General features: G+C 70.0%; 15 protein-coding genes. 4 read left to right on the top strand and 11 right to left on the bottom strand.

The genetic code is table 11. The features are described from left to right. The first annotated feature begins 45 nt into the window (after positions 1 to 45). Complete coding sequence (locus IEY63_RS16925) at positions 46 to 852, top strand: hypothetical protein (protein ID WP_189070169.1); 807 nt, start codon at positions 46 to 48, stop codon at positions 850 to 852. Positions 853 to 902: 50 nt separating this feature from the next. Here the strand turns inward: IEY63_RS16925 and IEY63_RS16920 are convergent, their stop codons facing one another. The 6 genes from IEY63_RS16920 to IEY63_RS16895 all read right to left on the bottom strand — a co-directional run bounded on the left by IEY63_RS16920 (position 903) and on the right by IEY63_RS16895 (position 6,303). Continuing rightward, positions 903 to 1,943 carry a branched-chain amino acid aminotransferase gene (locus IEY63_RS16920; RefSeq protein ID WP_189070168.1) on the bottom strand — a complete coding sequence of 347 codons (1,041 nt, stop codon included), beginning with the start codon at positions 1,941 to 1,943 and terminating at the stop codon, positions 903 to 905. A gap of 55 nt (positions 1,944 to 1,998) precedes the next feature. Then, positions 1,999 to 2,622 (bottom strand): VOC family protein, encoded by a 624-nt coding sequence (locus IEY63_RS16915; RefSeq protein ID WP_189070204.1) that lies wholly within the window; start codon positions 2,620 to 2,622, stop codon positions 1,999 to 2,001. After that, a complete protein-coding gene (locus tag IEY63_RS16910; protein ID WP_189070167.1) occupies positions 2,622 to 3,887 on the bottom strand; it encodes an NAD(P)/FAD-dependent oxidoreductase in 1,266 nt (421 codons plus the stop codon). The genes IEY63_RS16915 and IEY63_RS16910 overlap by 1 nt, the downstream gene beginning before the upstream one ends. Before the next feature lie 378 nt (positions 3,888 to 4,265). Then, a complete protein-coding gene (locus tag IEY63_RS16905; protein WP_189070166.1) occupies positions 4,266 to 5,111 on the bottom strand; it encodes a cytochrome c oxidase assembly protein in 846 nt (281 codons plus the stop codon). Then, positions 5,108 to 5,794, bottom strand: coding sequence for an SCO family protein (locus IEY63_RS16900; RefSeq protein WP_308425235.1), 687 nt, complete (start codon positions 5,792 to 5,794; stop codon positions 5,108 to 5,110). Before IEY63_RS16900 ends, IEY63_RS16905 begins: the two co-directional genes overlap by 4 nt. After that, on the bottom strand, positions 5,791 to 6,303 hold the full coding sequence (locus IEY63_RS16895) for a copper chaperone PCu(A)C (RefSeq protein WP_189070165.1): 513 nt from the start codon (positions 6,301 to 6,303) through the stop codon (positions 5,791 to 5,793). Before IEY63_RS16895 ends, IEY63_RS16900 begins: the two co-directional genes overlap by 4 nt. A gap of 165 nt (positions 6,304 to 6,468) precedes the next feature. Here IEY63_RS16895 and IEY63_RS16890 point away from each other — a divergent pair, with 165 nt between their 5' ends. From IEY63_RS16890 to IEY63_RS16880, 3 genes are all read left to right on the top strand, one after another. Then, the gene (locus IEY63_RS16890; protein ID WP_119674714.1) at positions 6,469 to 7,470 is read left to right on the top strand and encodes a LacI family DNA-binding transcriptional regulator; all 1,002 of its coding nucleotides are present in this window, start codon (positions 6,469 to 6,471) and stop codon (positions 7,468 to 7,470) included. Between the two features lie 255 nt (positions 7,471 to 7,725). Beyond that, positions 7,726 to 8,724: a tryptophan--tRNA ligase gene (gene trpS, locus IEY63_RS16885; RefSeq protein WP_189070164.1), complete on the top strand. Its 999-nt coding sequence runs from the start codon at positions 7,726 to 7,728 to the stop codon at positions 8,722 to 8,724. Between the two features lie 10 nt (positions 8,725 to 8,734). Further along, positions 8,735 to 9,502 (top strand): segregation and condensation protein A, encoded by a 768-nt coding sequence (locus IEY63_RS16880; protein WP_229784776.1) that lies wholly within the window; start codon positions 8,735 to 8,737, stop codon positions 9,500 to 9,502. Between the two features lie 59 nt (positions 9,503 to 9,561). Here the strand turns inward: IEY63_RS16880 and IEY63_RS16875 are convergent, their stop codons facing one another. Genes IEY63_RS16875 through IEY63_RS16855 form a run of 5 tightly spaced genes read right to left on the bottom strand, consistent with a single transcriptional unit; the run spans position 9,562 to position 12,669 of the window. Then, complete coding sequence (locus IEY63_RS16875) at positions 9,562 to 10,398, bottom strand: shikimate 5-dehydrogenase (RefSeq protein ID WP_229784775.1); 837 nt, start codon at positions 10,396 to 10,398, stop codon at positions 9,562 to 9,564. 1 nt (position 10,399) lies between these two features. Beyond that, complete coding sequence (argC, locus tag IEY63_RS16870; RefSeq protein WP_189070163.1) at positions 10,400 to 11,323, bottom strand: N-acetyl-gamma-glutamyl-phosphate reductase; 924 nt, start codon at positions 11,321 to 11,323, stop codon at positions 10,400 to 10,402. Further along, the gene (locus tag IEY63_RS16865) at positions 11,320 to 11,649 is read right to left on the bottom strand and encodes a hypothetical protein (RefSeq protein ID WP_189070162.1); all 330 of its coding nucleotides are present in this window, start codon (positions 11,647 to 11,649) and stop codon (positions 11,320 to 11,322) included. The genes argC and IEY63_RS16865 overlap by 4 nt, the downstream gene beginning before the upstream one ends. After that, positions 11,642 to 12,154 (bottom strand): NUDIX hydrolase, encoded by a 513-nt coding sequence (locus IEY63_RS16860; protein ID WP_189070161.1) that lies wholly within the window; start codon positions 12,152 to 12,154, stop codon positions 11,642 to 11,644. Before IEY63_RS16860 ends, IEY63_RS16865 begins: the two co-directional genes overlap by 8 nt. Beyond that, positions 12,151 to 12,669, bottom strand: a complete 519-nt coding sequence (locus IEY63_RS16855; protein WP_189070160.1) for a GNAT family N-acetyltransferase — start codon at positions 12,667 to 12,669, stop codon at positions 12,151 to 12,153. The genes IEY63_RS16860 and IEY63_RS16855 overlap by 4 nt, the downstream gene beginning before the upstream one ends. Between the last annotated feature and the right edge of the window lie 7 nt (positions 12,670 to 12,676).

The following is a 12,676-nucleotide window of genomic DNA, read 5'->3' as shown; positions in this document are numbered from 1 at the left end:
TCAGGGGGGGCAGGTTCGGCGGCGCGGACTCCCTCTGCTGTTCCAGTGAAGCTCCCGACGGCCGTACAGCCCCAGCTGGCGCTCCCAGCCCTGTCGGACCTGCTGAGCTGCGGCGTGCAAGACCTGCGCCCTCTCCTACCCCAGCTAGTATCGGCGTGGACGGCAGAGGATGGTGCAGGGGTGATCGCCCTGCGCCGCACCCCCCGCGTGGACCTGGAGGTGCTGGGGGGCGCGCGCCCCGGCCCCCGACAGGCCCAGGTCGCCCTGGACCTCCTGCGCGCGGCCCTGACGTCCGGCGCGACCCTGAGCGCGTACGCAGACGACGCCCTGCTGCCCATAGAGGCCCTGCGCAGGCTCGGCTGGCGGCAGGCCGGACAGTTCACCGACTGGCGCGGCCCACTGCCCACCCCGGACACCCCGATTCCAGAGGGGCTCCGCCTTCTGCCGCTGGCCGCCGTGCCGAACCTGACTGTTCGGCGACAGGCGCAGGCCACGTACGCCGACCGGCTGGGCCACACGCTCGTGGGCAACCCAGACCTCATCCCCGGCGCGCACGGATCGGACGACACCATGAGTCACGTGGCGCTAGACGCCTCCGGGCAAGGCGTCGGGATCTGCCGCGCGTGGCTGGAGGGCGACACGATGACGGTGGGCAGCCCCGGTGTCCACCCGGCGTGGCGCCACACCACCCTGCGTCACGCCCTGCTGCGCGCCACGTGCAGCGCCGCCCGCGAACGCGGTGCGCGGGGGCTGATCATGCAGGCCTGGGGCGATACCCCCGCCGAAACCCAGGCCGACGCGGAACTGGACCTGACCGCTGCGACCGTCACCCCCATCCACCTCTCGCGGTAAACACGAGAGGCGGCCCGCACAGCGCGAACCGCCTCCTGCGTCCTACGCCCTCAAACTTTGACGATCCAGCCCTCGGGCGCCTCGCGGTCGCCGGACTGGATGCCGACCAGTTCGTCGTACAGGCGGCGCGTGATGGGCCCAACCTCGGTTTCGCTGTGGAACACGTGGAAGGTGTCGCCGTGCTGGATGCCACCGATGGGCGTGATGACGGCAGCCGTGCCGCACGCGCCCGCCTCGGCGTACTCATCCAGGCGGTCGATGTACACGTCCCCCTCGACGACGTTCAGGCCCAGGCGGTGCTCGGCCAGCCACAGCAGGCTGTACTTCGTGATGCTGGGCAGGATGCTGGGCGACTTGGGCGTGATGAATGTCTGCCCATCCTTCGTGATGGCGAAGAAGTTCGCCGCGCCGACCTCCTCGATCTTCGTGTGGGTCGCCGGATCAAGGTAGATCGCGTCCGCAAAGTGGCGGTCCTTGGCCTGCGCGCCGGGCATGAGGCTCGCGGCATAGTTCCCGCCGACCTTCGCGGCGCCCGTGCCGTGCGGCGCGGCGCGGTCGTACTCGCTGGTCATGAAGTTGTGCGGGGTCAGGCCACCCTTGAAGTACGCGCCGACGGGAATGCAGAACACGCCGAACAGAAATTCCGGGGCGCTGCGCACGCCGATGTTGTCCCCCACGCCGATCACGTACGGGCGCAGGTACAGCGCGCCGCCACTGCCGTAGGGGGGCAGCCAGCGCTCGTTGGCCTGCACGACCTGACGGCACGCCTCGATGAACTGCTCCGTGCTGACCTCCGGCATGAGGAGGCGGCGGCAGCTGGCCTGCATGCGCGCCGCGTTCTGATCCGGGCGGAAGAGGTTGATGCTGCCGTCCGCCGCGCGGTACGCCTTGAGGCCCTCGAAGCACTGCTGACCGTAGTGCAGTGCCGTACTGCCTTCACTGATGTGCAGCACGTTGTCCAGCGTCAGCGTCCCGGCGTCCCACGCGCCATCCCGCCAGTGCGACAGGTAGCGCTCATCGGTGCGGACGTAACTGAATCCCAGCGTGTTCCAGTCGAGATCCACGGGTGGGCGGGCAGTCTGGGTGCTCATGGCGTCCATTGTGGCGCACCCCAGGCCGCAGGGGTCAACACTGCCGGACGCACGTCTACAACTCCACCGGCCCGTGCGGCGTGTCCAGCGTGGCGCGCAGCTCGACCTGCGGGGCCTCCACGACCTCCACCTCACCCTGGAAACGCAGGGCGTCCAGCGCCGCGCGCAGCCCGTCCGGTTCGGGCGAACCCAGCCGCAGGCCCGACAGGCGCACACCCACGTCCGGCAGGCGCGTGGGCGGCGGCGGCGTCAACCAGTGAATCAGGGACGGCATGGCCCCACCGCCGGGCAGGCCCCCGTCTGCCGGGACGGTCAGCACCCAGCGGTTCTCCCCGCGCGACAGCGGCAGCGCGTCCGGCCTGCCCGGCACCTGCGGCACTTGCGCCACCCAGTGCACCAGAGCCGGACCGTGCGACAGCCGCTCCTGCATCCCCGGCGTGTCCAGCGCGAACCAGCGGGCCCGCGCGGGCGGCGGCGCGGCCGGGTTCACGGCGATCACCTCCAGGTACGCGTCCGGCCCCAGCGACAGCAGCAGGTTGTGCGTGCCGAACAGCTCGTGCTCCCCGCCCGGCTGGAGCGGCACGCGCAGGCGACCCTCCAGCCAGTCCCGCCCCTCCGCCAGCGAACGGGCCGCCACCACCAGATGATCCAGACGCGCCCCGCTGCCCGCCACGGCCATCACGCTCCCCGTGGTCGGCTCATGCCGACCGGGTCGTTCAGGACGATCGCGGCGGCCTTCTCGCCGCTTTCCATCGCGCCCTGGATGCCGCTCATGGCGGTGGCCTCGCTGGCGATGATCACGCCCGGCAGGGGCGTCGCGTGGCCGGGCAGCACGGCGGCGTACTCGGGTGGCTGCGGGTACTGTGCGTGCTGGATGCGTTCCACGAGCAGGGTGCGCAGCGCCTGCACCTGCGCCGGCGGGTACCAGCGACCCAGTTCACCGCGCACGCGGGCGTCCAGCGCGTCGTCGTCCAGGTCCGGCTCACCCAGGACCGTCACGGTCAGCAGGTGCCCGCCCGCCGGGGCGCGGCCCGGCACGGCGTTGCCGAGCCAGTGGGCGTTGTTGATGAAGCCGTCCTCGGCGTTCAGCAGCAGGCGCGTCTCCCGGTCGATCTGCTCGGCGCTGGCGTAGTACAGGTACGTGCTTCTTACACTGCCGCGCGCCACGTCCGCACCCGTCAGGCGGGCCGCGGTGCCCGGATCGGTCGCCACGATCACCTGACGCGCCTCCAGCTCCCCCGCCGCCGCATGCACCGTCACGTGCCCCGCGTGCGTGCTCAGCCGCTGCACCGGGACGTTCAGACTGACATCCAGCCCCTGTGAGAGCTGCTCCGTCAGCGCCCCCATGCCCACGCGGGGCAGCGCCGCGCCGCCCTCCATCAGCATCCGGAAGTAGTACCGGAACAGCCGCGCACTCGTGCCCAGGCTGCGGTCTAGGAAGATCCCCCCGAAGAACGGCCGAAAGAACGCATCCAGCGCGCCTTCACTGAACCCCTGCCGCCGCAGGTAGGTTGCTGTGGACTCGTCCGCACCGCGCAGCAACTCGAACGGCGCGGGTGCGCGCAACCGCAGCGCCAGCGCCGCCACGCGCGCCTTATCCGCCACGCCCAGTGACCGTGCCGCCAGCGTCCCCGGCAGCGCCGCCAGGTCCCCGAACGGACTCCCCAACGTCTCCCGCTTCGCACCCCGCACTACCACCGCACCCGGCGGAATCGCCAACAGATCCAGCGCCCCCAGGTTCACGTGCCGCCGCACCGCCGGGTACGCCGGGAACAGCACCTGATACCCCGCGTCCAGCACGAACCCACCCACCACCCGCGACCGCACGCGCCCCCCGACCTCCGGCGCGGCCTCCAGCACCCGCACCCTCTCCCCCGCCCGCGACAGCACCCGCGCCGCCGTCAGGCCCGCCAACCCCGCACCCACCACCACCACGTCATACATGCGCGCAGGCTACCCCGCCCACCACATACCCGACTGAGCGAATGGACAGAAAATGAAGGGGACAGCGAGCTGGGTGGCGGTGAGCAGTTCAGCGGGTCACACGCCCCCTCACCCGCCCCTGCGGGGCACCCTCTCCCACGAAGGGAGAGGGTCGTCAGGTCGCTCAGCCGCCCGCACCTGCTTGCCGGGCCAGCCGTCGCAGATCACCCCGAGCCGTCGGACGCGCAGCGTCCGGGCCTTCCATCTTCACGGCAGCATGGCGTTGAGGCCGGACACGTCACCACTCATCAAAGAACCGCCGATCAAGTCAAATCTCTTGGCCGAGCGCAGCGAAAAGCCCCCCTGCCCTTTGGGTAGGGGGGTTGGGGGGTGGGCAACTCAACCTTCTGAATCCGGCGTCTCGACCGTGGACCGTGCGGGCGGCATGCCCTGCGTTTCGGACAGTTTGATCAGCCACGCAAACAGCTGGATGAACGCGAGGGCCAGCGCGGGGAGGCCGGCGAGCATCATGATCCAACCGCTGAGCTGCTGGTTCTGGAGGGGGGTGTAATTCCAGAGGCACAGGGCGTTGACGTAGGGAGTGTAGAGGACGCGGGGGCTGTAGAGCCAGACGCTGGCGACGCCCATCATGGGGAGGGCGGCGAGGAGGCCGAACCAGCCGCGTGAGCCGATGTCGGCGGGTTGCACGGTAGGGAGGGGGCGGAGGATGACGCTCCAGACGAGCAGGCTGCTCAGCAGGTACAGCCCCGGCAGGAGGGTGGCGGCGGTGTTGCTGACGACGCTGGCGTTGAAGCCGGCGGGGACGTTCCAGTAGATGATGACGGCGGTCCAGAGGGCCAGGGCCACCCAGGGGTCGAGCAGGAGGTTGAGGACCCTCCCGAGGCCGCGCCGGGGGTCGGGGCGCAGGCGGGGCAGGCCGAGGATGAGGAGGGGCGGGACGACTTCCGCGAGGACCATGAGGCGGGTCATGTAGAGGGCCATGCTGCTCTGGGTGAGGGTCGCAGCGCGGCTCTGGGTGGTGATGAGCAGCAGGAGGACGCCGAGGGTGAACAGGGCGGCTTTCCAGGCGGGCCAGTCCTGGCCGCGTCCATCACGGTGCGCGCGGAGGGAGCCCCAGGCGTACGCGGCGGCGACGAGCAGTGTGGGGATCAGGAAGAGGAGGTCGGGGCTGGGGCTCAGGAGGTCGGCCAGGGTGGGGTTGAGCGTGGCGGGCGTGGCGCTCATTGGGTCTCCATGACGTGTTGCAGGTCCGCCTGGACGCGGGCGACCTGGGGGAGCTGGGTGTAGTCCCACAGGACGCGTAGGTTGCCCTGGGCGTCGATGAGGTAGGTGGCGGTGGTGTGGTTCATCTGGTAGTCGGCGCCCTTGATGTCGGCCTTCTGGTAGCCGACGCCGTACGCCTGGGCGACTGTCGCCAGTTGTGGTTCGGGGATGTGCACGCCGACGCCTTCCTTGCCGAAGTAGGAGGCGTACTCGTTGAGGCGCCCCGGGGTGTCGCGGGCGGGGTCGACGCTGATGAGCAGGATGCGGAAGCGCGCCTTCTGGTCGTCGGGGAGGGCGTCGCGGACCTTGTTCAGGTACGAGAGGGTCAGGGGGCAGATGCTGGCGCAGTGTGTGAACCCGAAGAATACGGCGGTGACCTGTCCCTGCCCGGGCGTGAACGTGAAGGCGTGGGGCGGGGCGGTGGGGGTGTCGCTGACGGTGCCGGTGAAGCCCGTCGCGGCGGTGCCCTGCGGGTACGCGGTCCCGAAGAAGGGGTAGGGGCTGCGCAGTCGGGCGGCGGCCCAGGCGCCCAGCAGGAGCAGGGTCACGGCGGCGACGGCCAGGATGGCGGACACGTACCAGGGCCGCGCGGGGGGCGCGCTGGTCGTGAGGTCCGGGCCGGGGGCGGGTTCGGTGGTCATCATGGTTTCATCACGGGGGCCTGGATGGTCAGGGTGCGACCCTGGGCGTCGGTCAGGTTGATGGGGATGGTCTGCCCGGGCTGGAGGGGTTCTTTCAGGTCCATGAGCATGAGGTGGTCGCCGGTGTCGCTGAGGGTCAGCGTGCCGCCCGCCGGGAGGGTGAGGGTGTCGGTCATGCTCATGCCGGTCATGTTGTCCTGGGTGCGGGTGACCATCAGCATGGCGTGCTCGGCGGCGGGGCTGCTCACGCCCGTGATGCGGACGTCCGCGTTCCCGGTGCTCCGGAGGGTGGCGAATACGCTGGTCTCGCGGATGCCGGGGGGCACGGCGACCACGCGGGCGTCCGTGACGGTGGCGGGCAGACTGCCGCTGGCCTGACTGACCTGGGCGGGGGTCTGGGTCGCGGTGTCGGTCCGGGGGCGCAGCAGGGCGGCGGCCAGCGCGGCGGCGAGGATCAGCAGCGCGGCGATCAGGAGGGGCCGGGCGGGTCCGGCGCGGCGGGTTGAGGTCATGGTCGCTCCTTCATGGCGGGTCGTGCCCGGCGCGGGCAGCCGTCAGGGTGCAGTGTAGGCGCGTGCCCGGGGGGGCATTGTCCCCGCCGCACCGCTGCGGGGCCAGCGGCCCTCATGACGCGCGTGGAACCCGTTCCAAAAAAGGCGTATCCTGAGTGCCAAATCATGCGCAAACCCACCATTCAGGATGTAGCCCGGCACGCCGGGGTCGGGGTCGGCACCGTCTCGCGGGTGCTGAACAATCACGTGGCCGTCAAGGGCGCCACGCGCGAGAGCGTCCTCAAGGCCATCGCGGACCTGGAGTACACCCCCAACCCGCACGCCCGGCGCATCGCGGGCGGCCGCAGCTACACCATCAGCGTCCTGCTGCCCGTCCTGACCACCGAATTCTACGTGCGCCTCCTCGACGGCCTGGAAACGGCGTTTCAGGAAGCGCGCTATGATGTGGCGATCTTCCCGCTGCTGGACCGCTCGCGCCTGGAACGCTACCTGGGCTCGCACACGCTGGCCTATCAGGCGGACGGGCTGGTCATGGCGACGTACAACCTCACGCAGATGTTCCACGAACGCCGCCTGCGCACCCAGCAGCCCACCGTGCTCGTGGACGCCTTCGCGGACAACGTGGATTCCTCGTTCATGGACAACGTCGCGGGCGGACGCATGGCAGGCGAGTACGCCGCGCAGTTCAGCGGCGACCTGTACGCCGTGTGGGTCGAGACCGAACTGGACCAGCTGTTCACCACCCGCGTGTTCGAAGACCGCCGCAGCGGCTTCATGAGCGCACTGGACACCGCCGGGCGCACCATCCGCGCCGAGTACACCAGTTCCTTCGATTCCCTCGCGGCGCGCAACACCGCCGCCACCGTCCTCGATCAGGCGCAGGAGGCCGGGCTGCCCTGCACGGTGTTCGCCTCGGCGGACATGCTCGCGGGCGCGCTGCTGGACGAGGTCCGCCTGCGCGGCCTGAAGATCGGGCAGGACGTGCGCGTGATCGGCTTCGACGACCAGCCCTGGGCGGCCGAGCGCGGCCTGACCACCCTGCATCAGCCGGTCGAGAGCATGGGCTACGAGGCCGCGCAGCTGCTGCTGTCGCGCCTGAACGGCTACAAGGGCCCGGCCCGCGCCCGCCGCTTCGAGCCGCGTCTGATCATCCGCGGCAGCGCGTGAGGGGTTGCGGGATGTAGGAAGTGGGTTGTGGGGAGTAGGGAGTGGGTCGTGGGCAGTCGCCTGCGACCCACTCGCCCTGTTTGAGCCGTTCTGCATGACCTCCAGCGGTCCTGCGTTCCGGTGATGCGAGCGGGCGCCACCCGTCACTGGAACGCAGGACCGCTGTCCTGACCGGCTGCTCGCTCCGCTCGGTTCAGGGTGGTTCCGGGCACACCACCCTCCACCCCCTCTGAACACCGCTAGAATCTCCGGGTTATGCCGCGCGTCTTTTCAGGGATTCAGCCCACAGGTGAACCGCACATCGGGAACTACTTCGGGGCCATGCGCAACTACGTGCGGCTGGGCGAGGAGTTCGGGAAGAACTCCATCTACTGCGTGGTGGATCTGCACGCCATCACCAACCCTGCCGCGTCCGACCCGAAACTGCTCGCGCAGCGGACCTTCGAGATGGCCGTCGCGAACTTCGCGGTGGGCCTGGACCCCAGCAAGGTCACGTTCTTCGTGCAGTCGCACGTGCCCGAGCATCAGGAACTGTCGTGGATCTTCACGACCCTCACGCCGGTCGGCGAGCTGGAACGCATGACGCAGTACAAGGACAAGTCCGCGCAGCTGGAGAGCGTCCCGGCGGGCCTGCTGATGTACCCGGCCCTGATGGCCGCCGACATCCTGCTGTACAAGGCCGACACCGTGCCCGTCGGTGAGGACCAGACGCAGCACATCGAACTGACGCGCGAGATCGCCCGGAAGTTCAACCACGCGTTCGGCGAGACGTTCCCTGAACCCAGGGCCGTGTACAACAAGGACGCGCTGCGGATTCCCGGCGTGGACGGCAACGGCAAGATGGGCAAGAGCAAGGGCGAGACGAGCACCATCGGCATCCTGGAACCGCTGGATTCCATCTGGCAGAAGCTGCGCGTGGCGCCCACCGACCCGGCTCGCGTGCGCCGCACCGACCCCGGCGACCCCGAGAAGTGCCTGATCTTCGACTACCACAAGCTGTTCAGCGACCTGGACACCATCCAGACGGTGGACGCCGGGTGCCGCACCGCCGGGATCGGCTGCATCGACTGCAAGAAACAGCTCATGACCGGCATCACCGCGCACCTGACGCCCATCCAAGAAAGGGCCGAGACGCTGAAGGCCGACCCGGACTTCGTGCGCGACGCCCTGGCTCAGGGGGCGCGCGAGGCCCGCGCGATCGCGCAGCCGATCATGGCGGAAGTGCGCGAGAAAGTCGGCTTCCTGACCCTGTAACCCACCTGCCGTGACTGCCGCGCCCGCGCTGCCCACTCCCACCCCGCCGCCCCCGGCCGGGGTGGGCTTCAGCGTGGCGCTGCCCGCGTTCAGCGGCACCCTGGCGGAACTGGCCTCCGCGCTGCGCACCGGACGCGTCCAGCCGGGCGAGGTGCCCCTGCTGACCCTCACGCGGGACGTGCTGGCATGGGCGCAGGCAGTCACGGGCGGCCCGCTGAATGACGCGCACCCAGACCTGCTGCCCACCCTGGCGGCGGTCATCGCCCTGAAGGCCCGATTGCTGCTGCCGCAACCCGAACCCGACGAACCGAAGGCGGGCGGCGACTGGTTTGAGCCGCTGGACGACGTTCTGGACGGCGTGGAGGCGCTGGCGGAACTGGATGCGCTCGTGGGTTTCCTGGCCGCGCGCCGCCGCGAACGCGAGGGCCTGATCCCCGCCCGCGCCGTGCCCGTGACCCTCCCGCGCCGTGAACGGCCCCGCAACCCGCAGGGCAGCCTCGCGAAACTCGTGCAGGCGGCGCAGAACGCCGTGCGGCAGGTCGAGGTGCCCCTGCTGGCCCGCGACCGCCTCTCGCTGGCCGATGCACTGGGCGCGCTCCGCGCCTTCGGCCGCCGCCTGCGGACCTTCACCTTCCGGGGCATCCCCACGCAGGACTGGGGCGAGCAGACCACCTACTTCGCCGCGCTGCTCGAAGGCGTGAAGGAAGGGAACTTCAGCGTCGAGCAGACCGACACGTACGGCGACATTCAGGTGCAGTCCCACCTCGCGCAGGACTGACCACCGATGAACTGGGGGGAGAGGCCGGTGCGACCTCTGCCCCAGGTTGTTCCCCCGCGTCAGGTTCGCGCGAACTCGACGGCCGCCTGCACCTGCTCGTCCGTGGGGCGGACGCCGGTGTACAGCACGAACTGCTCCAGCGCCTGCAACGCCACGACCTCCAGCCCGGTCACGACGGGTCTCCCCTGCCGCCGGGCCTCCACGATCAGGGGCGTCTCGCCCGGCAGGGCGACCACGTCGAACACCGTGCCCGCCCGCGCGATAGCGTCAGGCGTGAAGGCCAAGTCGTGCTCTTCCGCGCCGCCCGCCATGCCCAGCGGCGTAACGTTCACGAGCAGGTCGCCGTCCTCTATGTCGGGCGTGGTAGGGTGCCAGTCCCAGCCGCACCTCTGCGCGAGGTCCCGCCCGACCCCCCCGTTGCGGGCGACGATCACGCCACGCGTGAAGCCCGCGTCGCGCAGAGCGCTCGCCACGGCCTTCCCCATGCCGCCGCTGCCGCGCAGCACCACCCGCGCGTCCCGGTTCAGCGCGTGCCGCTCGATCAGCAGCTGAATGGCGGTGTAATCGGTGTTGAAGGCCTTCAGGTGCCCGCCGGTGTTCACGATGGTGTTCACCGACCCGATGGCCGCCGCCGAGGCGTCCAGTTCGTCCAGCAGCGGAATCACCGCCTCCTTGAACGGCATGCTGACCGCGCAGCCCCGCACACCCAGCGCCCGGAGGCCCGCCACGACCCCCGCGATGTCCTGCACGGCGAACGCCTTGTACACGAAATCCAGACCCAGCGCCGCGTACAGGTGATTGTGAAAGCGCGTCCCGAAGTTGCTGGGTCGGGCCGACACGCTCATGCACAGCGTCGTGCCGCGGTTGATGTCCAGCTTGCTCGCGCCGGACGGCACCTCAGCCCTCCAGACCCAGCATCAGGTTCAGGTTCTGCACCGCCGCGCCGCCCGCGCCCTTCCCGAGATTGTCCAGCCGCGCGACCAGCAGCGCCCGCTCGCCGTCCGCGGACGGGTACACGAACAGCTCCAGGTCGTTCGTGCCGTTCAGGGTCTGCGGGTCCAGCACCTCAGGGTTATCGCTCATCTCGAACACCCGCACGAACCGCTGCCCGGCGTAATGCGCATTCAGCGCCGCGTGCAGCGCGTCCGGCGTGGTGCCCAGCTCGCGCAGGTGCAGGGGGATGGTCACGGTCATGCCCTGCGCCCACGCGCCCACGTTCGGCGTGAAGATCGGCGTGCGGGTCAATCCCCCGTAGCGCATCGTCTCGGGAATGTGCTTGTGCTCCAGCCCCAGCGCGTAACTCAGGAACGCGCCCTTCATCGGGTGATCCTCGCCCCTCTCGTGCGCGTCCACCAGCGCCCGGCCCCCCCCGGTATAGCCGCTGTACCCCTGGATGCTGACCGGGAAGTCCGCCGGGATCAGGCCCGCGCCCGTCAGTGGGGCCAGCAGCGAGATCGCGCCGGTGCTGTAACAGCCGGGGTTCGCCACGAAGCGCGCCGCGCGGATCGCGTCCGCCTGCCCCGCGTTCAACTCCGGGAAACCAAACACCCACGCCGGATTCACCCGGTGCGCCGTGCTCGCATCCAGCAGCCTTGAGGCCGGGTTCGTCGTCAGCGTGACCGCCTCGCGCGCCGCGTCGTCATGCAGGCACAGGATCGACACGTCCGCTGCGTTCAGCAATTCCGCCCGCGCGTCCGCATCCTTGCGCCGCGCCGGGTCGATGCTCAGCAACTCGATATCCGACCGGCCCTCCAGCCGGGAGCGGATCTGAAGACCGGTCGTTCCGGCCTCACCGTCAATAAACACCTTGGGGACTGTCATGCTTGATTCTCCATCAGGGACTGAGTGACCTGCGCGTGCAGGCGTTCATGTGTCATAGCCAGGGACGTACCGGGCTTCATGTGCGTCCAGAGGTCCAGGGTCATGGGCATGATCCGGATGACGCCGTGCCCACCGCGCCCGATGACCTCTGGGTCATGGTTCTCCCACCATGTGTACGCCTTCACCAGCTCTCCGGCGCGATGGAAGCTGAAGACGCTGCCGTCCATGGGTCCCATATACGGGTCATCCAGCTTCTGTATCAGGCAGGGTCGCCGGTCATCCTCAGGCAGATGGACTCGCGCAAGCAAAAACGGCGTGTCACGCACGGCCCACCCCGTAGCACAGCTGCACGAGCCGGTTCAGGTCGCCCTTGGCGGGGTCGCCCTGCTCGATGCGGCGCAGGAGTTCGGCGGGCGTGAGCCACTCGGCGCTGCTGAAATCGTCCGGGTTGAAGGTGGGCGGGTCGTCGCGGCGCAGCTCGTACACGTGCATGAAAGCACTCAGGCCGTCGCGTGGGCCAAAGCGGGCGATCTGCCGCCAGGGGAGGTCATCCACGTTCAGGTTCAGTTCCTCCTGCGTCTCGCGGCGGAAAGCCTGCTCGTACGTCTCGCCGCGTTCCACGTGTCCGCCTACGCTCATGTCGAGGCAGCCGGGGAACAGGCGTTTGTGCGCGGTGCGGCGTGGAACCCACAGCTGGCCTGATTGGTTAACCAGGAAGACGTTGATGACGCGGACGGTTAGGCCGCGCGCATGGGCGTCCTCGCGGGTGACGGTGCCCACGACCTCGTCGTGCTCGTTCACCACGTCCAGCCACTCCGTGACCTGGGTCACGCGGTCCACTCGGCGGCCAGGACGGCGTAGAGGGCGTCGTCGGTCCACTCGCTCCGGTGCCGGTAGCTCTGGAGGCTGGTGCCCTCGTGCCGGAAGCCTAGGCGGGTTAGCAGCACGGCGACCGGCGTGTTGCGCGGGTCGATGCTGGCGTGGACGCGGTGCAGGCCCAGGTCCGTGAAGGCGTGGGTGATCAGGGCGTGTAGGGCCTCGTGGGCGTACCCGTGCCCCTGGGCGGAGCGGGCGAGGGTCACGCCGACCTCTGCCTGGGGCCCCTGGGTGTTCAGGGCGACGTCGCCAAGAACCGTGCCGTCCCGCAGGGTGACGGCGCGCTGCACCCAGCCGGGCGCTCCCAGCGGCTGATCGGATACGAGCCCCGCCACCGAGTCAAGCGTGGCGGGCAGAGCCCAAGCCTGATACCGCGCGACCTCTGGATCGTTGCGGTACGTGAGGACGCGGGGCAAGTCATCCGGCGTGATGGGCCGGAGGGTCAGGCGGGGCGTGTGCAGCGTGGTCATAGGGACC

It is taken from the genome of Deinococcus radiotolerans (assembly GCF_014647435.1).
Classification (GTDB): Bacteria; Deinococcota; Deinococci; order Deinococcales; family Deinococcaceae; genus Deinococcus; species Deinococcus radiotolerans.
The sequence above is the reverse complement of the archived record's forward strand: the minus strand, read 5'-3'. Positions and strand labels throughout refer to the sequence as shown.